The organism is Georgenia sp. EYE_87, assembly GCF_023148685.1.
GTDB lineage: Bacteria > Actinomycetota > Actinomycetes > Actinomycetales > Actinomycetaceae > Georgenia.
This window is the reverse complement of sequence record NZ_JAHXNL010000009.1, coordinates 26,420-50,701: the sequence shown is the minus strand read 5'-3', so window position 1 is coordinate 50,701 and position 24,282 is coordinate 26,420. Positions and strand designations below refer to the sequence as shown.

Sequence of the window (24,282 nt, the reverse complement as noted above, 5' to 3'; positions counted from 1 at the left end):
TCACCGCCTCCGGCCGGCCCGCCGCAGGCCCTCGCCGATGCCGGCGACGACCATCCCGACGAAGAAGATGCCGAACCCGGTGGGGATCTCCGCCGGCGGCCCGGTCCCGGGCGGGGCGTTCCACGCCTCGCCCATCAGGAGGAAGAGGTAGCCCATCCCGGCGAACAGCAGCACGACGCCGACGACCGCGATGATCGTGCCCACCGCGCGGAGCGCCCGCCCGGGCTCCTCCACCCGCTGGTGCCCCGCGTAGACGGCCTGGTACGCGCCGTCCACCACGGCGTCGAGCTGCTCGTCCGTGCGGTCGGTGAGGTCGACGCGGTGCAGCGGCCCGAGCAGGAACCGGAGCGGCCCGAGGTCCCCGGGCTCGACCTGCACCGGGAGGATCGGCCGCCGGTGCGCGTCGGCCGCGGCGTGCACCTCGCGGTTGACGTACTGCGACCGGGCGGCGGCCGGCGAGAGCAGGACGACGAACACGTCGCAGGCGGCGATCGCGTGGTCCAGCTGGGCGGGGAAGGGGCCGCCGCGCACCCGCCCGCGGTCCAGGTACACCGAGAAGCCCTGCTCCTCCAGGACCTCGGCGACGAGGTCGGCCGCCTCGCTGTCCCGGCGCGAGTAGCTGATGAAGGCGCTGAACGTCACGGCGTCGCTCCCAGCGTGCCCGGCGCGGCCGACGACGCGGGCGGCGCTGCCGACGGCTCGCCCGGCTCGGGCGGCGCGAGCGCGGCGGCGATCGCCGCGCGGATCGCGTCGAGCCGCAGGCCCTCGTTGGCGGCGTGGACCCCGCCGCCGGTCAGCCGCGGCAGCCGGTCGCCGCCGGAGTGGTGCAGCGCCACCACCCGCCACTGCGCGTCGTAGACGGGGCTGCCGGAGCTGCCCGGCTGGGTCGGGGCCCGGTAGTGCAGCCGGGTGGCGTCGGCGTCGAGCAGCTCGTTGTCGAGGATCGAGATCTTCACGGTCGCCGCCCCGAGCGGATGACCGACGACGTACACCCGCGCGGGCGGGACGCCCCCCAGGGCCGGGACGGCGCCGGCGAGGGCATTGGCCTCGACGCCGGCGGGCACGCGGGGCAGGTCGAGGACGGTCGCGTCGAACCGGCCGACCGGCGAGGTCCACAGCACCCGGCCGACCGGGACCGCCGCGGTCCCGTCCGGGGTCCGCAGCCCGCGGAAGGTGAGGCGGGCGTCGCCAGCAGCGACGGCGTCGGGGATCACGTGGGCGTTGGTGAGCAGCACGCGTTCCGGGAACGAGGGGTGCAGGTCCGCCCCCGCGAGGACGAAGCCCGTGCCCACCGGCTCCTCGTACGCGTTCTCGATCCGGGCCACGGCTCGGCAGCGGCGCAGCAGCTCCTCGAACCAGGACTGGGTGTGCGCGCCCTCGGCGCCGAAGACCTTCTCGAAGCCGGCGACGGCGGCCTCCGTGCGCGCGACCGCCGTCCCGGTGCCGGGCGCCAGGGTGAGGGTCGCCCCGGGCTTGGTGAGCAGCAGCGCCTCGAGGGGCGGGAGGATCAGCGCGCCGGGCGGCTCGGCGTGGGTGAGCTGCCAGACGTCGACGAGCTGGCGGCGCAGGCTGGCCAGCTCGAACGCCCCGACCCCGACCGGGTGGCGGCGCAGCCGGGCGAGCGCCGCGTCGGTGTTGCCGAGCGCGATCTCGGCCTCGATCGCGGTCGCCCACTCCCAGGGCCCGTCGTCGTGCCGGGCGACGGCCTCGGCCACCCGGGCGGCGATGTCGCGCCCGGTGGCCCCCGGGTCGGGGACGGCGTCGAGGCGCAGCCCCTCCCGCTCGGCCCGCAGCAGCAGGGCGGCGGTGTTGATGCCGTGCCAGAGGTGCCCGGGGTCCGCCTCGTAGACCGAGCGGTAGGCGTCGACGGCGCGCGTGAGGTAGGCCCGGCGCCGGCGGGCGGCGCCGGGGTCGGTGGCGAGGAACAGCTCCTTGCAGGCGCGTCCCTCCAGCCCGCGCGCCTCGGGGGTGGCGCGGGCGTCGTCGTCGAGCAGGCCCCGCAGGAGGGCGAGGGCGGCCGCCGGCGCGCCGCGCTCGACGAGGGCGAGCGCGTAGTGGTGCACCACGGCGCCCGAGGTCTCGCCCGCCTGCACGACCGCCTCCGCGAGCCGCTCGACGAGGTCGAACCGGCGGTGCCTGCGCAGCAGGGCGAGGCTGGAGACCGGGCCGGCGGGCTCGGGCTCCGGGCCGGCGAGGTCGGTGGCGGCGGGCTGGACGTCGGCGGTGGCGCCGTCGCGCCCGGCGAGCCGGGTCAGGGCGCCCGCGAGCGAGCGTTCGACGGCGGCGTCGTCGGACCGCGCGAGGGCGTCGGCGAGACGCTCGTTCAGCTCGCGCCAGCTCGTGACCACGACGCACCCCAGCCTCCGCCGGTGCGCGCCGTCGCGCCCGGCCGTGATTCACGCTGGACCTGCCGGGGGCGGCTGTCAAGGGGTGGCGCCACCGGTGCCGGGAGCTGCGTTGACAGCCCGCCGGGCCCGCCGGGAGCATGGACGGCAGCCGCGGGGCTCACGACGGCGTGAGCGGCTCTGCGGGCGGGTGACGCGCCCCGGCGGCGCGGAGACGGAGGACGACGATGTCCGGCACGACGCCCGAGAGGAAGCAGCCCGGCCCGACGCCCGGGAAGAAGGAGTCCCCGCCCCGCCCGGGGCTGTCCGGCGTGCCGATGGTGGTGGCCGTCGGCGCGGTGCTGGTCTGGCTCGGCTTCGTGATCGTCCTGCTGACCCGGACGGGCACGGACAGCGAGCAGTGGACGCGGCTGACGTTCGTGTTCGCGTCGGTCCAGGCGCTGGCGTTCGCCGCCGCCGGTGCGCTGTTCGGGGTCACCGTGCAGTCCGCGCGGGTGGAGAAGGCGGAGCGGGCAGCCGAGGAGAACGCCGAGGACGCCGCCAACGGCCGGGCGCTGGCGGCGTACACGATCGCCGACGGGGAGACCGGGGAGGAGGCCCTGCTCGAGTCGCTCCCCGGCGCCGGGGCGGCCGACGCCGTCCGGCGCCGGCACGCCGAGGTCGCGCGGCGGCTGTTCCCCGGCTCGGGGTGAGGGCCCGCGACCTCAGGCCGAGGGCAGCTGGGTCACGTGCACGTAGTTGATCTTCGTGTTCTGGCCGCCGACGCAGTCGACGGTCAGCACGCCGTCCGTGACCTCCACCTGCGTACCGTTCTCCTCGTACAGCTCCCCCGTGCCGTCGAAGCCGGAGATCACCGGCACGCCCTCGACGTTGATGCTGTGCGCCCCGGTGGGGGCGGCGTCGCCGACGGAGACGTCGACGGCGTACCTGCCGTTCGGCACCGCGATCTCCCACGACCCCGGGTCCCCCGCCTGCATGTGCATGAGGGTGTCCCGGCGCTGCTCGATGCCAGGCGTGTCCCGGTCCCGGCCCTTCCCGACCATGTCGTACGGGTCGTGGGTGCCCTGGTGGACCCAGCCGTACGTGAGCCCCTCGCCCTGCTCGGGCCCCTCGCGCGGGCCGAACGGCTCCCCGAAGTCGGCGAGGTACCCCTCGGGCGTCTCGGACGCCGGTGTCTGGAAGTTCACCCGCACCCGGAGGAGCTCGACGGTCGGCTCCTCGGTCGCCGTCGCGGTCCCCGCGCCGGTCGTCCCCCGCCCGCCCGTGGGGCCGGTCGCCGTCGCCTCCTCCGCCCCCGCGCCGCCGTCGTCCCCGCCGTCCGGCCACAGCAGGGCGCCCGTCACGACGGCGGCCGCCGCGACGACGGCCAGGGCGGCCCGCCCCGCGCCGGTCCGCCACCAGGGCCGGTGCAGGTGCCGGAGCGCGGCGACGAGCTGGCCGACGTCGTACTGGTAGCGCGTCGGGGAGATCTCGATGGCTTGCCGCGTCGTCAGGGCCTGCAGGTCGGGCGGGAGGTCCTCGGCCCGGGGCATCGTGGCGCCGTCGACGAGGACGGGGAAGACGCTCACGCCCGCGGAGAGGGCGCGGGCGACCTCGGTGCGCACGTAGTCCCCCGGGTCCTCCAGCCGGCGGCGCCCGTCGTCGTCCGTGGCGGTGACCCAGCCGGGCCCGATCACGACGACGACGGCGCGGCACCGTTCGAGGACGTCCGTGAGCACGGCGGTGAAGTCCTCGCCGGGCCGGATGGAGTCGACGTCCATGAAGACGTGCTCGTCGCCGAACCGCTTGGACAGGCTGTCGTAGAGCCGGCCCGCCGTGCCGGCCGCGTCGCTGCGCCGGTAGCTGATGAAGACCGTCAGCGGCCCGGCGTCCCTCTCCTCCCGAGCGCTCATCGGCGTCTCCTGGTCGGGCGCCCGCTGGGCCGCTCCCCGGGGCGCCGGCTGCTTCGGCGGCGGCGCCTCCTTGCGCCGCCGGGCCCTCTCTCCCGGCGTGATCAGCGGGACCTTGCCCGCGTCTCCAGGGTACGCGCGGAGCACCGCCGGTAACGCGCCGGTGACGGGCCGGGTGGGAAGATTTTCGGTGCCGGCAGCGTCGCCGGCGGCGGGGCCGGCGCTCTCCGGCCGGGGGAGGTCGTCATGGGCAGCTTTCTCATCCAGGGCAGGCACGGCCGGAAGGGCAACTTCGAGGCCGTGATCCCGTCCTCGCACGGCGGGGGCCTCGTGCACCTGTGGCGCAACAACGACGCCGGCGGGGTGTGGAGCGGGCCGGGCTGCTTCGGCGGCGCCGCCCGGTACGTCGGGGCGTCCCTGATCCAGGGCAACTACGGCAGCCCCGGCAACCTCGAGGTGGTCGCCACCGACCAGGCCGGCAACCTCGACTTCTTCTGGCGCCTGGACCGCGCCCCCTGGACCTGGTCCGGCCCCTTCCGGATCGCGAGCGGCCTCGTGGGCACGCCGTCGCTCATTCAGAGCCGCCACGGCACCAAGGGCAACTTCGAGGTCGTCGTCCCCCACCGCGACGGCGGCCTCGCCCACCTGTGGCGCAACAACGACGCCGGCATGACCTGGAGCGCCCCGGGCCGCTTCGGCGGGACCGCCCGGTACGTCGGGGCGTCCCTGATCCAGGGCAACTACGGCAGCCCCGGCAACCTCGAGGTGGTCGCCACCGACCAGACCGGCAACCTCGACTTCTTCTGGCGCCTGGACCGCGCCCCCTGGACCTGGTCCGGCCCGTTCCGGATCGCGAGCGGCCTCGCCGGTGCGCCGTCGCTCATCCAGGGCCGCCACGGCACCAAGGGCAACTTCGAGGTCGTCGTCCCCCACCGCGACGGCGGCCTGGCCCACCTGTGGCGCAACAACGACGCCGGCATGACCTGGAGCGCCCCGGGCCGGTTCGTGGGCGGGCCGCGGTACACCGGCGTCGCGCTGATCCAGGGCAACTACGGCAGCCCCGGCAACCTCGAGCTGCTGGCCCGGGACGAGGCGGGCAACGTCGACTTCTTCTGGCGGATGGACCGCGCGCCGTGGACGTGGACCGGCCCGTGGCGGGTGGGCGGGGAGATCTCGCGCTCGGTGAGCGAGTGCGTCTACAGCTGGACCTCGGCCTACCACCAGGGGGACACGCACGTCACCGTGCGGATCCAGCTCGTCCCCGAGGGAGGGGTCACGGCCGCCCAGATCGCCAGTCTGCAACCGACCTGGCGCAACGGGATCATCTCCAAGTGGGCGAACCGGTTCGACTGCCGGGCCGGCAACGGCGACCGCAAGGCCATCACGTTCGACGTGCACTGGGTCGCGTCCGGGGCGCACCACGTCGTGCGCGTCCGGCCCGGGCCGGCGCAGTCGAACATGACCAACTGGGACACCTCGGACTCGGGCGACGTCGCGTCCCACGAGTTCGGCCACATGCTGGGCCACCCGGACGAGTACGCCTCCACCGCCTGCCCCTCGCGCTCGCCCGTGAACACCGGGACCGTCATGGACGACAACACCGAGACCGTCCAACGCCTGTACAACCGCATCGCCGCGTTCCACTGCGGCCACGGCCCCGCCTCGTCCGGCCCCGGCGAGCCGCCGGAGGCCGGGGAGGCACGCACGGACAGGGAGACCCGCATGCCGGACCTACGATCCCTCGACGCCCTCGAGCCGGCCCGCCGGGCCGAGGCGCTGGAGCGGCTGCGCGCCGCGGGCGAGGCGCGCGACGACGACCGCGGCCGGACCGGCGGCGGTCCCGGCGGTGGCGCCGGAGCAGGCGCGACGGAGGAGATCTCGTTCGACATCACCGGCGGGGCGCCGAGCGAGCGGTACCTGTTCCACCTCGCCGTCACGGCCGAGGGCGGGGCCGAGAAGCGGGTGGTGGACGAGCTGGGCGGCGCGGACCGGGTGGAGACGGTGTCGACGGTGCCGTCCGACGTCGCCACCCGGGTCTTCGCGGCCGCCGCGGAGGCGGGCCTGCTGGCGGACGAGCCACCGGCCGAGCCGGCGCTGCGCACGCAGGGCGACATCGTGCCGGACTCGATGATCGCCGTCGTCACCCTCCGGTCCGGCGACGCGGTGCGCCGCGTGGTCGTCCCCGCCGCGAATCCGGACCAGGCGGCGCGGGAGCTGCCGGGAGAGCCGGCCGACGTCCCGGTCGGCACCGACTTCCAGCTCTCGCGCGAGAGCGCCGCGGCGCTCGCCCCTCTGCTCGGCGCGCTGGCTGCGGTGGAGGCGGAGCTGTCGTAGGCCGCCGCCACCGCCTCACGAGCCGGGCGTGAGGGCGAAGTTCGCGTAGTAGTTGTTGTCCCCGACCGTGAGCCGCAGCCCGCCGGCCGGGTCCTCGGTCACCTCGTACCCCACGCGTGCGCGGCTGCGCTGCCCGGGCTCGGGCAGCTGTGACTCCACCGAGTAGCAGGTCTTCGTCTCGTACGCGATCCGCGCCACCTCGAGCTGGTCGTAGACCCAGTCGCCGTGGTTGCGCACCTCGTCGAGGTTGTTCGTCATGACCGAGGTGACGACGACCTCCCAGGACCCGTCGTCGTTGTCCTGCGCGAAGACGTCCGTCACGGTGAACTCGAGCGTTCCGCCGTCGGCCTCCTCGACCACCCCCGACGCCGTGCCGTCCGGGCCCAGCAGCCGCTCCCAGGTCTCGTCCGGGTCGGGGCAGCCGGTGAGCACGCCGCCCGTCTCGCCGTCGGTCCCGCTGGCCCCGTCCGGCTCGCCGGGGTCCGGCCGCAGGAGGGCGACGGCGACCACGGTCGCGACGGCCGCCCCGGCCAGCACGCCGGCCCCGACGAGCAGGGCCAGCCGTCGCCTCGTCGGCGCCTCGCGGCGGCCCTCGAGGAGGTCGAGCAGGGCCTGGACGTCGCGCAGCCAGGTGTCGTCGTCGAGGGCGATGGCCTGCCGGCGCGCGAGAGGCACGAGGTCCTCGGGCAGCTCGTCGGCCCGCGGGAGCCGCGCCCCGCCCACCAGCACGGGCACCACCGGGAGCGAGCCGTCGAGGGCGGCGGCGACCTCGCGGCGGACGTAGTCCTGCGGGTCGTCCAGCCGCGGCCGTCCGTCCGCCACGGCCGCCGAGAGCCACCGTGGCCCGATGACGACGAGCACGGCGTCGCTCTGCCTGAGGGCGGTGTCGATGGCATCGGTGAAGTCGCTGCCCGGCCGGATCTCGGCGACGTCGAGGAACACGTCGGACCGCCCGAGGCGCCGGCGCAGCTCGTCGGCGAGCCGGCCGGCGTGAGCGGCGCTGTCCTCGCGCCGGTAGCTGAGGAAGACGCGCATCCCGCACCAGCTCCTCATGCGTGGTGCGTCAACTATCCCGCTCCGCCGGACCGGTGGGCAAGGGTTGGTCAGCCGGCTGCCCGGCGGCGTCCGCGACGCCCCCGACGGCGCGTGGCCGCGGCGGTAGGGCCAATCGTCCCGGACTGCGCGTGCGTCCGGGTGTGACGATGCGCACTGACGCAGCTCGGCACAGAGCATGCATGGCGACCCACGTAGGCAGACAAAGGAGTTCCTCGTGACCCAGTACCCGCCGCCCCCCGGACAGCCCTGGCGCCCGCCCGGAGAGCAGCAGCCCGTCGGACAGCCGTGGGGCCCGAACCCCGCAGGCCAGCAACCCCACCAGCGCGGAGGGAAGGCCCCACGCGCCTGGTACAAGAAGAAGCGATTCATCCTCCCGGCGGGTGTGGCGGGACTGTTCGTCATCATCGGCATCGCCGGCGGCGCGGGCGCCGACGACGAACCGACCGCGGTCGCCTCGCCGACCACCGAGGTCGTCGACCCTGCCGCCGAGGCGAGCGCCAGCGCCGCCGCTGAGGAGGCGGCGAAGGCCGAGGCCGACAAGGCGGCTGCCGAGGAGGCCGAGCGCGTCGCGGCCGAGAAGGCCGCGGAGGAGGAGGCCGCCGAGAAGGCAGCCGCCGAGGAGGCTGCCCGGGTCGAGGCCGAGAAGGCCGCCGCGGAGCAGGCGGCCGCCGAGGCTGCGGCGGCCGGGACGGTCGCCCAGCAGAACGCGCAGCGGTCCGCCGAGGACTACCTCGCGTTCACCGCCTTCTCGCGCACCGGCCTGATCGGGCAGCTGGAGTTCGAGGGCTTCTCGACCGCGGACGCCACCTGGGGCGTCGACCACCTCACGGTCGACTGGAACGAGCAGGCGGCCAAGTCAGCGGAGCAGTACCTCGAGTTCACGTCCTTCTCGCACAGTGGGCTGGTCGACCAGCTGATCTTCGAGGGCTTCACCGCTGAGCAGGCCGAGTACGGAGTCAGCCAGACGGGTCTGTGATCGGCCTCGAGCTCGAGCCGGCCGCCCGCTGCTCACCGGCGGGTAGTCGCCCGGAACCGTCGGAGGCCGACTACGGGCCACGTCGGGACGGGTGGGACGCCGTCGCGCGGTCGTGGGTTTAACCGATCTGCGCGGTGATCTCCACGCGCCGGTTGAGCGCCCGCCCCTCGTCGGTCTCGTTCGTCGCGACCGGTTCGCCCTCGCCGCGGCCCTCCGCGGTGACCGGCAGGCCGCCAGCCTGCGCGAGGAACGTTCGCACGGCCTCGGCCCGCCGCTCCGAGAGTGTCTGGTTGTACTCGTCGGTGTCGACGTCATCCGTGTGTCCGACCACGGCCACCGCCGACGGCGACTCCTCTGCCAGGCGGGCCGCGAGCTCGGTCAGGTCGGTCCGGGCCCGCTCCGTGAGCTCGGCCGACGTCGGCTCGAAGAAGACGTCGCCCGCGAGGGTGTACTGCTTCTGCGCCTGCCCCTCGTCGACGGTCAGCGCCCCGTCGACGCTGCCGGTGCTGGCGATGAGCGGGGAGACCGGGGCGCGTAGCGCTGCCGGCTCGGGCACGAGAGCGATGACGGGCGCGACGTCGATGCCCGCGGTCGCGGGCGGCACCGCGAGGACGCTCGGCGACGACGGGTCGGCGGAGCCGCTCGCCGTCGCCTCTGCGGACCCGCTCGCCGTTGCGTCGGCCGCGCCGGCAGCCTGGGCCGGCGCCGCGGCGACCACCGCGGCGAGGGCGACGGCGAGAAGGGTCCGGCTCACCGGTTGACCGGCACGTCGGCGAAGGCCCCCGCCCCCGGGATCTGCACGGTCACCGACTCGACGTCCTCGGGCGGGGCCGCGAACGACGTCGTGAGCACGAGGGAGTTCTCGGGCTCGACGTTCCTGACCGTCAGGTTGACGCTGCAGGCGCAGTTGCCGGCGACGTCGTACGCCGCCCGGTGGACGGTGCCGTTCGTCGTGTCGATGACGCTGACCCCGTCGGTCGTCGCCCCGTTCTTCAGCGGGGCGTCCTCGCCCCGGGTGCCCTCGTCGTCGAGCGGGGCCGAGAGCAGCCCGTCGTCGAAGTACTGGTGGATCTGCCAGCGTCCGTCGCCGACGTTGCGGGCGGTGAAGACGACCGTCATGACGTCGCCGGAGACGGAGACCGTGTTCAGGTCGATCTCGAGGAGGTTGTCACCGTCGGACGTGGCGCGGGTGGCGATGACGGGCAGCGCGGTCTCGACGGGCTGCGGCTCGGCGTCGGGAGCCGCCGACGACCGGAGCTCCTCGGCGACGTCGGCGCCCGCGGTCGACGCGGCCGACGGATCCGCCTGGTCCCCGTCGGACCCTCCGTCGCTGGAGGTGCATCCGGCCAGCAGGAGTGCCGCGGCGGTGGCTGCGAGCATCGGTCGAAGGCGTGGGGACATGGCGTGATCTCCAAGGAACGACGGGTACCGGCCGAAAGCCTATCGGCACGGGTCGCACAACCGCGCGAGTCCCCCGCCAGTGGCGACGGCTGACGCGACCGCCGGGCAGGTGGCGGCCACGACAGGTTGCTGCCACTCGATCGGAGAGTTCCGCCGTCCGCCGTCACTAGCCTTCGGAGCACCACGTCCCAGGAGGTAGCGATGCCCACCATCGTCAGCGGTCCCACGCTCTCCGTCTCCGCCAGCGGCACCAGCGCAACCCTCGTCGTCGAGTACTCCGTCGCTGTCAGTCCGTTCGAGGTCTGGCTCATGAGCAACGGCCTCGTCCTCGAGGAGCGCGTCCAGGTCATCGGGGATGACGACGGCGACGCGACGGACCGTGTTCTCCACACGTTCCAGCCCCAGCGCCTCCCGGGCACGGCCGGTACGCAGGCCCGGACCCGGCACGTCACGGTCACGACCGCGTCGCTGAACGAGGACGACAAGCTCGTCCCGGTCAGCACCTACCCTGGCTGGCCCACGATGTATCGGCGCCTGCCCGACACGGACGAGCTGCTCGCCCGGGTGGAGGTCGCCTACGTCGGCCTCGAGGGGACGGCGCGGGCGGAGAGCCCGATCGTCACCTTCGACGCTCCGACCCCGACGGGTTACACCTGGCCGTCCGTGCCCTGAGACGACCCCGGAGACGCGGCCAGGCTCGTCTCGAGTTCCGCGCCGTCGTCGCCAGGTTCGCGACAGTCGCCTCGTACCGCCCCGCCGTCATCCCTTCCGTCGACGCGCAGCCTGACGCCATGGGACCTCGGTGGCGGGCCGCGGTGTCACGGTAGCGCAGCCCGCGCCGGCAGCAGGGGCGCCGACTACTGTGCCGGCATGCGTTCGCGCTGGTTCGCGCTCCTCCGTCTCGACCCGCCGGCCGGGGCCGACCGCCGGTGAACGGCTCGACGGGCGGGTCGGCCCGCGCCTGGACGCCGTGGCGGGTCGTGGTCATGTTCGGCGGGGTCAGCCTCGCCGCGGACATGGTCTACGAGGGCGCCCGCTCGATGTACGGTCCCCTGCTCGCCGCGCTCGGCGCCAGCGCGCTCGTCGTGGGCCTGGTGACCGGCGCGGGCGAGGCGATGGCGCTGGTGCTGCGGTTCGTGTTCGGCCCGCTCGCCGACCGCACCGGCCGGTACTGGGCGCTGACGATCCTCGGCTACGGCATGACGGCGGTGTGCGTGCCGCTGCTCGCCGTGACGCCGTTCCTCGGCGGGGCGGGTCTCGCCGTCGGGATCGTGCTGATCCTGCTCGAGCGCTCCGGCAAGGCGGTCCGCAGCCCGTCCAAGTCGGCCCTGCTCGCGCACGTCGCCGTCGAGGTGGGGCGGGGTCGCGGCTTCGGGGTGCACAAGGCGATGGACCAGGTGGGGGCGTTCTCGGGGCCGCTGGTGGTGGCCGCCGTGCTGGCCGTCTCCGGTGCCATCTGGCCGGCGTACCTGGTGCTGGCGGTGCCGGGGGCCGCCGCGATGGTCCTGCTCGCCGTGCTGCGGGCCCGGGTGCCGGACCCGTCCGTGTACGACGGCTCGGCGCGTCCCGCGCCGGTCGCTTCCGCGGCGGATCCTTCCGCCGGGCCCGAGGACGAGACGAACCTCCTTCCCACAACGTCGGCTCCGGACCCCACGGCGCGGACCCGGCGCGGGCTCCGCGCCTGGCTGGCGGAGTCGGTCGGGGCCGGGCTGCCGCCCGAGTTCTTCCGGTACGCCGCGGCGGCGAGCCTGACCACCGGCGGCCTGGTCACCTTCGGCGTCATCTCCTTCCACCTGACCACGGAGGGCCTGGTGCCGGTGGCGACCGTCCCGCTCGTCTACGCCGGCGCGATGGCGGTGGAGGCGCTCGCCGCGCTCGTCGTCGGCTCGGCGTACGACCGGGTCGGTGTCCGGGTGCTCTACGTGGTGCCGGTGCTGGTGGCGCTGGTGCCGGCGCTGGCGCTCTCCTCCGGGCTCGCCGCGGTGCTCGTCGGCGTGGTGGTTTGGGGGTTCGCCTTCGGGGTGCAGGACTCGACCGTCAAGGCGCTCGTCGCCGAGCTGGTCGAAGCGCCGCGCCGCGCCACCGCCTACGGGGTCTTCGCCGGGATCCAGGGGGCGCTGGCCGTGGTGGGCGGCGGCGTCGTCGGCTGGTTGTACGAGGCGTCACTGCCGACGCTCGTCGTGGTCGTGGCGCTCAGCCAGGCCGTGGCGCTGATCCTGCTCGTGACGACGCTGCGCCGGGTCGAGGCGCACACCGGCCGCGGGGCGCGCACGCGGCACTGACCAGCGCCGACAGTCCCCGCGCCACCGTCGGGAAAGGGTCGGCGTAGGGTGCGTCTCCTGACCAGCCGTGACCAGACCGCCGACGGGACGATGAACAAGGCCAAGGACTCGACGACGTCGCCTGCCGTGCGCGACGTCGGCTTCCGCTCCGAGCGCGGCCCCGTCCTCGTCGCGCTCATGCTGACCACGGCGCTCATCGCCATCGACGCGACGATCGTCGCGACGGCGGTCCCCTCGATCGTGGAGGACATCGGGGGCTTCACGTCCTTCCCCTGGCTGTTCTCCAGCTACCTGCTCGCGCAGGCCGTCACGGTGCCGATCTACGCCAAGGTCTCGGACATGGTCGGGCGCAAGCCGGTCGTCCTCTTCGGGATCGGCCTGTTCCTCCTCGGGTCGGTGCTGTGCGGGTTCGCGTGGAGCATGCCCGTGCTCATCCTCGCCCGCCTCGTGCAGGGGCTCGGCGCGGGAGCGGTGCAGCCGATGGCCATCACGATCGCCGGGGACATCTACACGGTGGCCGAGCGGGCCAAGGTCCAGGGCTACCTCGCCAGCGTCTGGGCCGTCTCCTCCGTCCTCGGCCCCACCCTCGGCGGGGTTTTCGCGTCGCTGGGACTCTGGCGCGCCATCTTCTTCGTCAACGTCCCGGTCTGCCTCCTCGCGGCCTGGATGCTCGGCAGGTCCTTCCACGAGTCGGTCCACCGGCAGCGGCACAAGGTCGACGTCCTCGGCGCGGTCCTCCTGACGGTGGCCCTGAGCCTGCTCATGCTCGCGCTGCTCGAGGGCGGCCACACGTGGGCGTGGGACTCCCCCGTGGGCGTCGCCACGGTCGCCGTCGGCGCCGTCCTGCTCGTCCTCTTCGTCCTCGTCGAACGACGGGCCGCCGAGCCGGTCCTGCCCGGCTTCGTCCTCACCCGGCGCCTGCTGCTGACGACGACGCTCATCGCCTTCGGCGTCGGCGCCATCCTCCTCGGGCTCACCTCCTACGTGCCCACGTACCTCGAGGGCGTCCTGGGCGCCGAGCCCATCGTCGCCGGCCTCGCCCTGGCCGCTCTCACGCTCGGCTGGCCGATCGCCGCCTCGCAGGCCGGGCGCATCTACCTGCGGCTGGGCTTCCGGGCGACCAACCTCATCGGTGTCGCGGTCGTCATCGCCGGCACGGCCCTCCTCGCGCTCGTCGTGAGCCTGGCCCCCGCCGTGCTCGGTGTGGCGGCGGCGTGCTTCGTCGTCGGACTCGGTCTCGGCCTGACCTCGACGCCGAGCATCGTCGCGGCGCAGTCGAGCGTGGAGTGGGCCGAGCGCGGGGTCGTCACCGGGACGAACATGTTCGCCCGCTCGGTCGGCAGCGCGTTCGGCGTCGCCGTGTTCGGCGCCCTCTCCAACGCCGTCTACGCCCAGCTCGGCAACCACGGCCCAGGCGCGATCGCCGACGCCACGAGCGCGGTGTTCACGGCCGCCGTCGTCGCCGCCGTCCTCACCGCCGGGGCGGTGCTGGCCATGCCGAGGGCCCGGGCCACGCCGACGCCCTGACGCCGCGCGTCCGGTCGTGCCTGGTCGACCAGCGCGCACGCCTGTCCGGCCAGCACGAAGTGTCAACGGCGTACGTCGGCCGGCCCCTGGCTCATCGGCAGGCCGGCGGCCCGCCACGCCTCGACGCCGCCGACCATGTCGGTGGCCCGGTGCAGACCGACCGCACGCAGCGACGCGGCCGCCAGGCTCGAGCTGTACCCGTAGCGGCAGACCACCACGACCTGCTGGTCGTAGCTGGTCGCCTCGGGGATGTGCCAGCGGCAAGCCGGGTCGAGCCGCCACTCGAGCACGGTCCGGTCGATCACCAGCGCACCCGGGAGCTCGCCCTGCTCGCGTCGCTGAGACTCGGTGCGCGTGTCGACCAGCAGCGCCCCGGCGGCGACGGCCGCCACCACCTCCAGCGGCTGCAGCCGCCTGACACCCGCTCGTGCCCCGGCGAGCACGTCCTCGATGCCCACCCGCACAGCATCGCTCCTCGACCGGTGCTGAGCCAGGGGTCGGCCGTCATTAAACTCGGCCCAGCTGGGAACGGCGGACACAGGAGTCTGCGCGTCCAGCAGGTCCAGGCGCACCCGGTAGGTCACCGGCAGGGCGTCAGGCTACGGCGATCACGGTCAGCTCGAGCCGTACGGACGCGGCCAGGAGCGCGCGGTCGCCCGACACGACGGCGGTATCCGGCGAGGCGACGGAGACTGCGGTGGCCGCGTGTACCGCGTCGTACCCGCGCAGATCGTGCGCGACGGCGATGTCGGCGGCGGCCGTGGCGACGCCGGGCGTGACGCTGACCAGGTACATGCTTCGCAGAAGCGCCTCCGCCGCGCGCAGGCCATTCGACAGCTGCTCGGCCGTGAGACGTCCCATGCGACGCGCCTGGGCGAGCGCGGCGGCCGTCTCGACCCGAAGGAGGACGGACGAGCACCGCGTCTCGGCACGCCGCCAGACGTCCCGGCAGAGGGGGGAGGACGGTTCGTCGACGATCAGCGGGACGAGCGCCGAGGTGTCGACGTAGAGCAGCATCGACGGGGTCTCAACGACGCTGCTCGCCGACGAGGTCGCTCACGGTGCCGGTGGCACGGATCGGCACGGGCAACTCGGCCGCCCCCGCCGGACGAACGGCGAGCCCCTCGGAGACGAGGCGCTCGAGCACGCTCTCGCCCGTGATCGGAGTCAGCTGGGCGACCGGCCTTCCGTGGTCTGTGACCACCACGACCTCGCCCGAGCGCGCACGCTCTACGTACGAGCTCAGCTGCGCCTTCAGCGCACGGATCCCGACGCTCGCCACGTTGCCTCCCTCGAGAACGTGACTACATCCTAGTCTGCCGAGACCACAAGGACACCGACCCGTCCACGCGGTCGTGCGTCCCTGGCTACCGTGACTGGGCGGTGACCAGCAGCATGGTCGCGTCGTCCTCGGACTCCAGCCCGGCCAGCCGGTGCTCGAGGACCTCCAGGTCCAGGGTGACCTCCACCGTGGCCCGCAGCTCCTCCAGCCGGCCGACGATCGGGTCCGCCCGCCGCTCGACCAGCCCGTCGGAGTACAGCAGCAGCGACTCCCCCGGTGCGACGGTCAGCGTGCCGCCGCGGGGACGCGCGCGCAGGAACCCCAGCGGCGGGTTGCGCTCGACCTCGACCCACGCGGCGTGGTGGTCGCTCACCAGCAGCGGGGGCATGTGCCCGGCGCAGACGTAGTCGACGACGCCGGTGGCCGGGTCGAGCACGCCCGCCCACAGAGTCGCCATCTCCTCGGGCAGCAGCTGCTTGGCCAGCCGGTCCAGTGCCTCGACCGCCGGCGCCACCGCGCCATCGTGCGCCACGAGCAGGGACCGCATGCCGTTGCGGAGCTGGTTCATGGACGACGCCGCCGCGAGCCCGTGGCCGGCGACGTCGCCGACGACCAGGGCCAGGTGGCCCGACGCCAGCTCGAAGCTGTCGTACCAGTCGCCCCCGACCCGGCCGCCGTCGGCGGGCCGGTACCGCGCGGCGACGTGCCACCCGGCCGGCTGCGGCAGGCGGTCCGGCAGGGAGGAGCGCTGCAGGGCAAGCGCGGCCCCGAAGTCCGGGCGGGTGCGGCGGTAGAGCACCTCGACGACGAGGCGGCGCGCGGCGACGGCCGCCTCGACGTTCTCGACCGTCCACGGCCGCGACGTCCCTCGCACCACCTGCTGCCACTTCGCGAACGAGCGGCGCGGACCCAGCCGGGCCACGCCGTCGTCGCCCACGGTGACGGGCTTGTCCCCCGGGTCGCCGCCCCAGGCGACCTCGCGCGCCACCTCGCGGCGGAAGAGCGCCAGCGCGTCCCCCTCGGGCAGCGGCACCACCAGGGCGCCGGCCACCTCGCCGAGCGCGCCGGCGAGGTCGGGCAGCGCCGTCGGGAGCGCGTCGAAGGTGAGCACGCCCGCGGTGTCCGCGACGGCGGAGGCCTCCCGGGCCCCGATCAGCGATCGCACCACCCGGTCCGCGTCCTGGGGCACGAGCCCGACGGCGGCCGAGGCGCCGCCGACGCGCAGCATCAGCCCGTCGACGTCGAGCAGCTCCAGGAGCCGGGGCTGGGCCACGGCCTGGGCCAGCGGCTCGGTCTCCGTGACGCCGATGAGGCGGCGCAGCTCGTCGGCGACGGCCTGCGCGTGGTGCGCGCGGTCGGCGGCCGCGCGGACCACGGCCTGCAGGGACAGCCCGGCGGCGAGGGTCTCCGCCGCGGCGCGCACCTCGAGCGACGGCGTGTGCGGGCCGGAGACGTGGTGGCACGCGACCATGCCCCACAGGCGCCCCTCGTTGAGCAGCGAGATGGACATGGAGGAGCGCACGCCCATGGTGCGCAGGTACTCCACGTGCACCGGGGAGACGGCCCGCAGGGTGGCGAACGTCAGGTCGGTCGGCGCCCCGGTCCGCGGGTGCAGCTCCGGCACGAGGCGGGCGGTGTGCGCCTCGGTGTCCGAGATCAGCCGGATCCAGTTCTTCTCGTACAGCGCCCGCGCCTGGGCGGGGATGTCCGACGCCGGGTAGTGCAGCCCGAGGTACGGCTCGAGGTCCTCCCGGACGTCCTCGGCGACCACCTGGCCGTTGTAGTCGCGGTCGAACCGGTAGACCATGACGCGGTCGAAGCCGGTCAGCCGGCGCACCCCGCTCGCGGCGAGGGCGTAGACCTCCTCGACGCTCGACGCCGTGGCCGCCTCTCGCAGCACGGCGTGGGTCTGCTGGAAGATCGCGGTGGTGGGCTCGCCCTCGCCGGTCGACTGCGGCGCGGGCTCAGCCTCCACCAGCACGGAGCCGTCGCCCCCGAGGTGGGAGGCCACCAGCCAGTCGCGGCCGTGCATCGTCAGCTGCTGCAGCGAGTCCCCGAGCGGGCCGCCGGCGCGGCTGTCGGCCAGCCGCACGCCCGCCGCCGCCTCGGCCCCCAGCACCTCCGCCAGCGGGCGGCCGAGGGCGTCGTCGACGGTGACGCCGAGCAGCTCCGACAGGTTCTCCGAGGCCTGGACAACCACGCCGTCGTCGACCACCAGCAGCACGCCGCGCGACTGCACCTTGCCGGACACGCGGATGGGCTCCGCCTCGCACGCCTCCAGCTCCACGCCGTCCATGCTCGTGCCGTCCACCGCCGCCCCGCCGTCCACGATGGCTGTGCCGTCCGGCAGCGCCGCGCCGGCCGCCGTCGCCGGGTCGTCCCGTCTCATGCCACCGCTCCCCGCGCCGCGCGACCGGCTGCTCCGCACCGGGCGACGTGCACGGCGCCGAGCTCGTCGAACATCGCACGGTTGAGGCGGAACGCCTCCTGCGCCTCGGCGACTGCACGGGCGGTCTCCGAGACGTCGAGGCCGAGGGCGTCGAGCCGCTCGCGGTAGAGATCCTTCAACGGCTTGGTCCTGGGGATCCCGGGAAAGTCGTAGAAGGCGAGCCCCTCGGCGCCCATGCCGTAGCGACGCTGCATCATCCGCTTGATGATCTGGCCGCCGGAGAGGTCGCCGAGGTAGCGGGTGTAGGCGTGGGCGGCGTACTCGGGCAGCCGGGCGGCGGCGTCGCGCAGCCGCGCCGCGTATGCGCCCGTCGCCGGCAGGATGCGGATCGCGTCGCGCCAGCCGGCGCCATAGAGGTGGGCGAGGTCGCGCTCGATGGACGGCACGCGCTCGAGATCGGGCATCACGAGGCCGGCGCTCCGCGGGTCGCGCCGCATGGCCGCGTCAGAGTCCTCGAGGGCACCGTAGATCTCGAGCTGCTGGGCGGCGAGGTCGGCGTAGGCAGCGACGTCGAGCTCGCCGGCGAGCAGGCGCTCAACGAACTCCTGCGACTCGGCGGCCCGGTGCTCGGCCCGCGTGCCCTCCCGCAGCTGCCCGGAGAGCGGCGCGTCGGCGCGGGCACGTTGGTCGGTCTTGTCCCGTGTGTTCTCGACGCGCATTGCCGAGGACGGTATCAGCACCCGCGCAACCGACCTCAGGCTGCGGGGTCGAGAATCTCGACCGAGCATCTCGGACCCAGCGCCCTGCCGAGCTGCCGGTCCCCGGTCAGCAGCACCGCGTCGAGCGCCTCGGCGAGCGCGACGTAAACGGCGTCGTAGACCGTCAGACTCCCGCGCAGCTCCCACGCCCTGTCAAGCAACGGTCCGTGCGGTGCGCGTTCAGCGGGAAGGGCGAGCAGGTCGTCAAGCGCCAGACGCGCCCGCCTCTCGTCCAGCGAGCCCGTGCGGAGATGCCGACGGAGCACGGCGGCGACCTCGAGGTCGGCGAGCTCGGGCACGACCATCCGCTCGCCTCGCAACCGTTTCCTGGCGGCATCACCGTCCCGACCGTCGTCGGCGAGCGCGACGACGAGCACGCTGGCATCAACGACCAGCACGTTCGCTCCGCAGCTCGGTCACCGCGTCCGCAAGCGAGACCGCCCCGCCGGCTCGACCGCCTGCCCGGTCGAGCACCTCGTCCAAGGTTGGGCGGCACCCCTCCTCAATCAAGCGGCTGAGGAGGTACTCCTGCATCGACATGTGCGCCGCCGCTGCCCGTCGCCGGAGCACCGCGTGCGTCTCTTCCGGCACATTCTTGATCTGGATCGTCGCCATGGCGCCAGTTTGGCGCCAGCAGCGCCAGACTACAAGCACGAGCCCTCCAGAGCTCCGGCTTCGTTTCACGGAAGCCGAACCGCACCGTCGGTCCCGTCGACCAACGGCCGTGTCGCCGTCCACGTGCCGAGACCGATCCCGGCTCGCCGCGCGACGCCGTCGTCCCGGTCCGTAACGTCGACGCCATGACCACTCTCCCGCTGCTCGTCGACACCGCCTGGCTCCACGCTCACCTGGACGATCCCGACCTGGTCGTCGTCGACGCCACCACCTTCCTCACCCAGCCCGAGGGCGACGGCTACTACGACGTCGCCTCCGGCCGCGACGCCTACCGCAAGGGCCACATCCCCGGTGCCGTCTTCGCCGACCTGCTTACCGACCTCGCCGACACCGACGCCCCCACCACCTTCACCGCCCTCGACTCCGAGACATTCGCCGAGCGGATCGGCGCCCTCGGTGTCGGCGACGGCGCACGCGTCGTCGTCTACGACCAGGGCGCGGACATGTGGGCCACCCGCCTGTGGTGGAACCTGCGCCTGGAGGGCTTCGACGACGTCGCCGTGCTCGACGGCGGCTTCCGTGCCTGGCGCGACGCCGGCCTCCCCGTGGTCGCCGGCGAGGAGACCCGCCCGGCCGCGACGTTCACCGCCCGGCGCCGCCCCGAGCTCCTCGCCGAGAAGGAGGACGTGCTCGCCGCGCTCGAGCGCGACGACGTCCAGCTCGTCAACTCCCTCGACGGGCCCACCTACGAGGGCACCCGCGTCACCTACGCCCGCCCCGGCCGCATTCCCGGGTCCAGCCACGTCTTCTTCCGTGAGCTCGTCTCCCCCGACGGCGGAGCCCGCGACGCCGAGGAGGTCCGCCCGGCGTTCGAGGCGGCCGGCGCGCTCGAGGAGGACAAGAAGATCGTCACCTACTGCGGCAGCGGCATCGCCGCGACGTACCTGGCTTTCAACCTCGCCCGCCTCGGTCGCGACGACGTCGCCGTCTACGACGGGTCGATGACCGAGTGGGCGGCGGACGAATCCCTGCCGCTGGAGGTGGGCGCGCCGCCGGCGCGCTGAGCGACGCTCGCCCGCCGATACTCTCGGCAGGTGCAGATCGCCATCGCCATCGCCACCATCGCGGAGATACCGCCGAGCTTCGACGACGACCGTCGGCTCGCGGAGGCGCTTCGCCTCCGCGGCGCCGACGCCGTCCAGCTCCCGTGGGACCAGCCGGGCGTGGACTGGCGGGCCTTCGACGCCGTCGTCATCCGCTCAACCTGGGACTACTCGGCGCGCCGCGAGGAGTTCGTCGCCTGGGCCGACACGGTCGGTGACCGGCTCCACAACGCGCCAGACCTGGTCCGCTGGAACAGCGACAAGCGCTACCTGCAGGACCTCGTCGATGCCGGTGTCCCGGTGGTGCCGACTGTCTATGTCGCCCCGGGCGACCCGGTCCCGGCGCTGCGGGGCGAGGTGGTTGTGAAGCCGACCGTGTCGGCCGGGGCGCGGGACACCGGCCGCTTCGGAGAGGCTTTCCACGACCTCGCGCGGCGGCTCGTCGAGCGCATCCACGGGAGCGGCCGGACGGCGATGATCCAGCCGTATCAGCGCGCCGTCGACACGAGCGGCGAGACCGCCGTCGTGCTGGTCGACGGCGTGGTCAGCAACGTCCTGCGCAAACGGGCCGTGCTGCGAGCCGACGAGGTCGCGCCCGTCCGTGAGGACGGGCTGGGCGCCGCCGAGGCGATGTACGACCCCGCCCTGGTCACCGCCGGGGAGGCCACCGACGCCGAGCTGCGCCTCGCCGCCCGGATCGTCGAGGCGGTCGCCGACCGCTTCCGATACGTGCCCCTCTACGCGCGGGTGGACATGGTGGCGGACGATGGCGGCGCTCCCCTGCTGATGGAGCTCGAAGCGGTCGAGCCCAACCTCTACCTCGACGCGGCTCCGGGGTCCGTGGACCGGGTGGCCGACGCCGTAGTCGCACGGGTCCGTCGTGCAGACGCTGCTGCCGCCCGCCCCGAACCTGACGGCCCTTGAACGGGACTGCTTCGGCGAGTGGTATCACTTAGCGACCTGGCCGAGGGGCCAGCTCGTGCAAGACAAGGTCGATGGAATACGTCGGATCCTCGAGATAGAGGTCCGCGATGGGAAGTTGCGCCTCGGCACGGTGGAGCGCATGACGACGCCGGACCTGCTCCTGGGGGCCGCCCTGCTGGCGAACTCGCCGCGGCGGCTACAAGCGGATTCAGCACTTGACGAGTGCTCTGCCCCATAGACTTCGGCAGCGAACGCGCCGACGACAACTGGCCGTTACATGCTCTTGCCAGGAGGAGAATCCATGCAGGATTTATCGGACTCGTCGGAGATCGATCGGGCCGACGTTAGCGACCACAGCGAACTGCCTGACTCACCTCCGGCGGACGATCTGCCACCGGTCTCCGATAGCGATTCGGCAACTACGACGTCCACGGTCTTAGCAGAAGTTCTCCCGGGAGTTGCCGTTGTCTTCGGTGAGGTGCCAGCGGCGCTCAAACTCGATCTGGTGGACTTTGGACTCGTGCCGACGGGCGACCGAACTCAGCTCGCCACAGCACTCGCCTCCGTCGTGGGAAACACGGCCACCGCGGGCGGCAACCTCGCCAATGCGATTTCCAGCGCGCAGGGCCTTTACAGGGTGAACAGCGCAACACAGGCCCTCCTGGACAACGGCGCAGCGCTCGCAGTCAAGGATGGCGCGAACCTGGGAGCGGTATTCGCAAATGGCAAGGTCGTTGCGCAGGCGCGCTTTATCCCTGTGTCGGTGACCGCGGCGCAGACGGTGGCCGCAATCGGCCCGGCCCTGGCGATGGTCGCCCTACAGATGCAGCTAAGTCAGATTTCCGGCCTCGTCAGCACCAACCTTGCTCTGACGGGCCAGGTGCTCACCACGATCCGCCACGAACAGTGGGCCGAGCTCACCGGTCTCGTCGCGGCCACCGATCGTGCGCTGGACAAGGCGCGGGAGATCGGATCAGTTCCTGCGTCACTGTGGGACTCCGTCGCCGGCAATGAAGCCGCGCTGCGAAAGCAACTTGACCTCTACCGGCGAAACGTCGGCAACCACATCAAAGAGATCGATCGTCTCGGCACACAACGCCGTCGCGAGTATCTCGATGCCAACGCAGAGGCAATCCTGTTCGACGTCAACGCCCTCATGTCCTCGCTGAAGGCTTGGACCACACATCAGGCACTCCACGCGGGCAAGGCAAGAGTCGCTGGCGCCGACGACCAGGATGAGGCGCGGCTCGTCGACATCATCGCGAGGGAGACTCGCACAGAGTTCGACTCCGCCCTCGCCGAGACAGCTCGCCTAGTCGATTCACTCACGCGGGAGCTGCGGATCGTCGCTGAGCTTCCCGGGCGCGCCACACTGCCGCTGACGCGGAAACGGAGGGATTCGAAGGCGGCCCGGCTCACCAGCGCCGAACTTCTCAAGGCGATGGAGCCTCTCGCCGACGCTCTCCGTCCGCCTGCGCCTCCCCTGCAACTACCGAAGGTCGTCTGCGCGCCCAAGCAGTTGGATCTTGACCCATACATGCGAGTCCTGCGGTGGTTCATCGAGGACGAGGAGTCACTGCGGTGCCTCAGTTTCCCGTATCAGCTCGGAGAAGGTGATGTCGTCAAGACTGTCGGACAAAGCGTTCTGGGCCGGCTTGACCCGGAGAAGTGGGCAACGCTGGTCGCCGTCACGGACCGGCGCGTCATCACGGCAAGGGCGAGCGCTTTCCGTCATAACGGCGAGATCAGCCAAGACATCCCGGTTGACCGAGTTCGGTACGTCCGTGCCAGGACGTCGCCGGAGGGAAACGTGCGCTCGACGATCGACCTCATCACGCGCGACGCCGACATTCGGTGGGCCTTCCACGCTGACTCAGACAGCACGCAGGTGGACGCCCTCGCGGCCGTGCTTGCAGAGTCGATGACTATCCCCGACGTGGAACGTGAGCAGTTGATCGAGGGACTCCACGCTCAGATCGAGCCGGGCACGAAGAGAGATGACTGACCCGCTGCCGACGAAGTCGAGTGACCAGGTCGCGACCAGCGATCAGAAATAGTGCCTGCAGTGCATCGCCCGCTTACATCGCACCGCTTCTGACGACGGGCTGGCGGTCGGCACGGGTGTCCACAAAGACCACGATGGGTGCCGTGAGACGCTCAGATTTGGGCGATCATGGACGGCAGACCATATCCGACGTCCTGTTGTCACTGACTGCAAAGCTCGGCGCATGACAATTGACGTGCCGTGAGCGCAGGTACCAGCGAAGTGGCCAAATGGCGACGTCGCCGAGCGGTGCCCGCGTGTCAGCTCATGGAGTCTTGGTGTCCTCTGAGGTCAGCAATGGCTCGCCGGGGCAGGTGCTGAGGATCCGCTCCATCGCGTCCCTCTCCGCGACCGTGACCCGCAACCCGTATGCCATCTTCACGCTGACCTGACGCGCCGCGTACTCGCACCGAAAGGCCCCGTTGGATGGCAGCCACGTCGCGAGGTCACCAGCGCCTTTCTCCTGGTTTGACTGGCCGTCTACAGCGAGCAGGTTGAGGGGGTCGTTGCCGAATCTGTGGCGAGTGGCTTCATCCCACTGCTGGGCGCCCATCGCCCATGCGTTACCAAGCGCCACGACATGGTCAATCTGCACCTCGGACGAGGAACCCACTCCTCGGATGAATTCGATATCGGCACCGGTGTACGGGTCGGCCAAAGTTCCCCGCTTGACCGTGCAGCCGTTCGAGTTCTCGCGGATCACGACGTCGGTCAAGTCGCGTCGGAGCACGTCGTTCCGAACATCACACCCGTTGCGGTCGTGGTCCACCTCCCGATATGCGAAAAGGTCCCTCTCGTAGCTGGTCATGGGCGCTCGCCCGCTGACCGGTAATTGCGCAACGGCGTCGAGCGCGCTGGAACGGCCGTCGACTCCGTCGGCTGCCGTTGGCGCGGGCTCGGTCGGGCCGACCGGCGGTGTAGAAGGACCGCTGAGGTTCGGCTCCGCACGGTCCGCCTCCGTATCAGTGGCCTCTGGGTGCCGGGGCGTTGCCACTGCGCTAACCGTGGGAGCAGCCCCGACCCTCTCGTGATCGGGCGCACTGCCGTGCCCCACTGCGACGGCAAGGCCGACGATCGCCGTGACGACTGCACCACTCACGGCGCCGCCGACCCACAGCCGTTTTGCCGGACGATGGGTGCGGTGATGCGTCGTGTCTGGCCGTCCTTGGGCGGCAACGCGCCGGGGCGGCGGTGCGGGACCATCAGGGAGCTGGACTCGGCGCCAGCCCGGAGCCGCTTCTGGCGAAGTCAGGCGCGGAGACCGAGGAGGCGGCGGACGGGAGTCGCTGGGGCGCATCAATTCCTGCCGGTTTGGGCGGATGCCGCGACTTCGATTTATCTGCGGCGGAATGCATCC

23 protein-coding genes are annotated in these 24,282 nt (G+C 73.0%); 9 read left to right on the top strand and 14 right to left on the bottom strand.

Translation table 11 applies throughout. The features are described from left to right. Both KZX45_RS13620 and KZX45_RS13615 read right to left on the bottom strand, forming a co-directional pair. Entirely contained in the window at positions 1-642 is a 642-nt protein-coding gene (locus KZX45_RS13620; protein ID WP_248258295.1) for a toll/interleukin-1 receptor domain-containing protein, read from the bottom strand. Next, on the bottom strand, positions 639-2,348 hold the full coding sequence (locus KZX45_RS13615) for a serine protease (RefSeq protein WP_248258294.1): 1,710 nt from the start codon (positions 2,346-2,348) through the stop codon (positions 639-641). Before KZX45_RS13615 ends, KZX45_RS13620 begins: the two co-directional genes overlap by 4 nt. A gap of 224 nt (positions 2,349-2,572) precedes the next feature. Between KZX45_RS13615 and KZX45_RS13610 the strand changes: the two genes are divergently transcribed. Next, positions 2,573-3,037, top strand: a complete 465-nt coding sequence (locus KZX45_RS13610; RefSeq protein WP_248258293.1) for a hypothetical protein — start codon at positions 2,573-2,575, stop codon at positions 3,035-3,037. 12 nt (positions 3,038-3,049) lie between these two features. Here the strand turns inward: KZX45_RS13610 and KZX45_RS13605 are convergent, their stop codons facing one another. After that, a complete protein-coding gene (locus tag KZX45_RS13605) occupies positions 3,050-4,237 on the bottom strand; it encodes a toll/interleukin-1 receptor domain-containing protein (RefSeq protein WP_248258292.1) in 1,188 nt (395 codons plus the stop codon). 243 nt (positions 4,238-4,480) lie between these two features. Between KZX45_RS13605 and KZX45_RS13600 the strand changes: the two genes are divergently transcribed. Beyond that, positions 4,481-6,568, top strand: a complete 2,088-nt coding sequence (locus tag KZX45_RS13600) for a hypothetical protein (protein ID WP_248258291.1) — start codon at positions 4,481-4,483, stop codon at positions 6,566-6,568. A 15-nt stretch (positions 6,569-6,583) separates the two neighbouring features. On the opposite strand, the gene KZX45_RS13595 is transcribed toward KZX45_RS13600, so the two are convergent. Further along, positions 6,584-7,603, bottom strand: coding sequence for a toll/interleukin-1 receptor domain-containing protein (locus tag KZX45_RS13595; protein WP_248258290.1), 1,020 nt, complete (start codon positions 7,601-7,603; stop codon positions 6,584-6,586). Positions 7,604-7,838: 235 nt separating this feature from the next. Between KZX45_RS13595 and KZX45_RS13590 the strand changes: the two genes are divergently transcribed. Then, positions 7,839-8,600, top strand: a complete 762-nt coding sequence (locus KZX45_RS13590; protein WP_248258289.1) for an Ltp family lipoprotein — start codon at positions 7,839-7,841, stop codon at positions 8,598-8,600. Positions 8,601-8,718: 118 nt separating this feature from the next. Here the strand turns inward: KZX45_RS13590 and KZX45_RS20325 are convergent, their stop codons facing one another. Next, positions 8,719-9,354, bottom strand: a complete 636-nt coding sequence (locus KZX45_RS20325) for an OmpA family protein (protein WP_248258288.1) — start codon at positions 9,352-9,354, stop codon at positions 8,719-8,721. Beyond that, complete coding sequence (locus tag KZX45_RS13580; RefSeq protein WP_248258287.1) at positions 9,351-9,980, bottom strand: hypothetical protein; 630 nt, start codon at positions 9,978-9,980, stop codon at positions 9,351-9,353. The genes KZX45_RS20325 and KZX45_RS13580 overlap by 4 nt, the downstream gene beginning before the upstream one ends. 222 nt (positions 9,981-10,202) lie before the next feature. Between KZX45_RS13580 and KZX45_RS13575 the strand changes: the two genes are divergently transcribed. From KZX45_RS13575 to KZX45_RS13565, 3 genes are all read left to right on the top strand, one after another. Continuing rightward, positions 10,203-10,673, top strand: coding sequence for a hypothetical protein (locus KZX45_RS13575; protein ID WP_248258286.1), 471 nt, complete (start codon positions 10,203-10,205; stop codon positions 10,671-10,673). A gap of 257 nt (positions 10,674-10,930) precedes the next feature. Then, a complete protein-coding gene (locus tag KZX45_RS13570) occupies positions 10,931-12,283 on the top strand; it encodes an MFS transporter (protein WP_248258285.1) in 1,353 nt (450 codons plus the stop codon). Between the two features lie 90 nt (positions 12,284-12,373). Next, positions 12,374-13,810, top strand: a complete 1,437-nt coding sequence (locus KZX45_RS13565) for an MFS transporter (RefSeq protein WP_248258430.1) — start codon at positions 12,374-12,376, stop codon at positions 13,808-13,810. Positions 13,811-13,872: 62 nt separating this feature from the next. Here the strand turns inward: KZX45_RS13565 and KZX45_RS13560 are convergent, their stop codons facing one another. From KZX45_RS13560 to KZX45_RS13530, 7 genes are all read right to left on the bottom strand, one after another. After that, positions 13,873-14,274, bottom strand: coding sequence for a rhodanese-like domain-containing protein (locus KZX45_RS13560; protein ID WP_248258284.1), 402 nt, complete (start codon positions 14,272-14,274; stop codon positions 13,873-13,875). Between the two features lie 130 nt (positions 14,275-14,404). Then, the gene (locus tag KZX45_RS13555; RefSeq protein ID WP_248258283.1) at positions 14,405-14,827 is read right to left on the bottom strand and encodes a type II toxin-antitoxin system VapC family toxin; all 423 of its coding nucleotides are present in this window, start codon (positions 14,825-14,827) and stop codon (positions 14,405-14,407) included. 10 nt (positions 14,828-14,837) lie between these two features. Then, a complete protein-coding gene (locus KZX45_RS13550; protein WP_248258282.1) occupies positions 14,838-15,092 on the bottom strand; it encodes a type II toxin-antitoxin system prevent-host-death family antitoxin in 255 nt (84 codons plus the stop codon). Positions 15,093-15,177: 85 nt separating this feature from the next. Further along, positions 15,178-17,481: a SpoIIE family protein phosphatase gene (locus KZX45_RS13545; protein ID WP_248258281.1), complete on the bottom strand. Its 2,304-nt coding sequence runs from the start codon at positions 17,479-17,481 to the stop codon at positions 15,178-15,180. Beyond that, a complete protein-coding gene (locus KZX45_RS13540) occupies positions 17,478-18,200 on the bottom strand; it encodes a heme oxygenase (biliverdin-producing) (protein WP_248258280.1) in 723 nt (240 codons plus the stop codon). The genes KZX45_RS13545 and KZX45_RS13540 overlap by 4 nt, the downstream gene beginning before the upstream one ends. A gap of 35 nt (positions 18,201-18,235) precedes the next feature. Next, positions 18,236-18,637: a type II toxin-antitoxin system VapC family toxin gene (locus tag KZX45_RS13535; RefSeq protein ID WP_248258279.1), complete on the bottom strand. Its 402-nt coding sequence runs from the start codon at positions 18,635-18,637 to the stop codon at positions 18,236-18,238. Then, entirely contained in the window at positions 18,624-18,854 is a 231-nt protein-coding gene (locus KZX45_RS13530) for a hypothetical protein (protein ID WP_248258278.1), read from the bottom strand. Before KZX45_RS13530 ends, KZX45_RS13535 begins: the two co-directional genes overlap by 14 nt. A 185-nt stretch (positions 18,855-19,039) precedes the next feature. On the opposite strand from KZX45_RS13530, the gene KZX45_RS13525 reads away from it, so the two are divergent. The 3 genes from KZX45_RS13525 (at position 19,040) to KZX45_RS13515 (ending at position 22,886) form a co-directional block, all read left to right on the top strand. Beyond that, positions 19,040-19,918 carry a sulfurtransferase gene (locus tag KZX45_RS13525; protein ID WP_248258277.1) on the top strand — a complete coding sequence of 293 codons (879 nt, stop codon included), beginning with the start codon at positions 19,040-19,042 and terminating at the stop codon, positions 19,916-19,918. A gap of 30 nt (positions 19,919-19,948) precedes the next feature. Beyond that, on the top strand, positions 19,949-20,881 hold the full coding sequence (locus tag KZX45_RS13520) for a RimK family alpha-L-glutamate ligase (RefSeq protein ID WP_248258276.1): 933 nt from the start codon (positions 19,949-19,951) through the stop codon (positions 20,879-20,881). A 301-nt stretch (positions 20,882-21,182) separates the two neighbouring features. After that, positions 21,183-22,886: a hypothetical protein gene (locus KZX45_RS13515; RefSeq protein WP_248258275.1), complete on the top strand. Its 1,704-nt coding sequence runs from the start codon at positions 21,183-21,185 to the stop codon at positions 22,884-22,886. Positions 22,887-23,190: 304 nt separating this feature from the next. Here KZX45_RS13515 and KZX45_RS13510 read toward each other — a convergent pair whose 3' ends face one another. Next, positions 23,191-23,733, bottom strand: a complete 543-nt coding sequence (locus KZX45_RS13510) for an HNH endonuclease family protein (RefSeq protein WP_248258274.1) — start codon at positions 23,731-23,733, stop codon at positions 23,191-23,193. Positions 23,734-24,282 lie beyond the last annotated feature (549 nt).

Bases quoted from the DNA above. Each gene is read 5' to 3' on its own strand.
- KZX45_RS13610 (WP_248258293.1), top strand. From the start codon at position 2,573: ATGTCCGGCACGACGCCCGAGAGGAAGCAGCCCGGCCCGACGCCCGGG.
- KZX45_RS13510 (WP_248258274.1), bottom strand. From the start codon at position 23,733: ATGACCAGCTACGAGAGGGACCTTTTCGCATATCGGGAGGTGGACCAC.
- KZX45_RS13595 (WP_248258290.1), bottom strand. From the start codon at position 7,603: ATGCGCGTCTTCCTCAGCTACCGGCGCGAGGACAGCGCCGCTCACGCC.
- KZX45_RS13530 (WP_248258278.1), bottom strand. From the start codon at position 18,854: ATGGCGACGATCCAGATCAAGAATGTGCCGGAAGAGACGCACGCGGTG.
- KZX45_RS13600 (WP_248258291.1), top strand. From the start codon at position 4,481: ATGGGCAGCTTTCTCATCCAGGGCAGGCACGGCCGGAAGGGCAACTTC.
- KZX45_RS13540 (WP_248258280.1), bottom strand. From the start codon at position 18,200: ATGCGCGTCGAGAACACACGGGACAAGACCGACCAACGTGCCCGCGCC.
- KZX45_RS13515 (WP_248258275.1), top strand. From the start codon at position 21,183: ATGCAGGATTTATCGGACTCGTCGGAGATCGATCGGGCCGACGTTAGC.
- KZX45_RS13545 (WP_248258281.1), bottom strand. From the start codon at position 17,481: ATGAGACGGGACGACCCGGCGACGGCGGCCGGCGCGGCGCTGCCGGAC.
- KZX45_RS13605 (WP_248258292.1), bottom strand. From the start codon at position 4,237: ATGAGCGCTCGGGAGGAGAGGGACGCCGGGCCGCTGACGGTCTTCATC.
- KZX45_RS13525 (WP_248258277.1), top strand. From the start codon at position 19,040: ATGACCACTCTCCCGCTGCTCGTCGACACCGCCTGGCTCCACGCTCAC.
- KZX45_RS13565 (WP_248258430.1), top strand. From the start codon at position 12,374: ATGAACAAGGCCAAGGACTCGACGACGTCGCCTGCCGTGCGCGACGTC.
- KZX45_RS13580 (WP_248258287.1), bottom strand. From the start codon at position 9,980: ATGCTCGCAGCCACCGCCGCGGCACTCCTGCTGGCCGGATGCACCTCC.
- KZX45_RS13575 (WP_248258286.1), top strand. From the start codon at position 10,203: ATGCCCACCATCGTCAGCGGTCCCACGCTCTCCGTCTCCGCCAGCGGC.
- KZX45_RS13555 (WP_248258283.1), bottom strand. From the start codon at position 14,827: ATGCTGCTCTACGTCGACACCTCGGCGCTCGTCCCGCTGATCGTCGAC.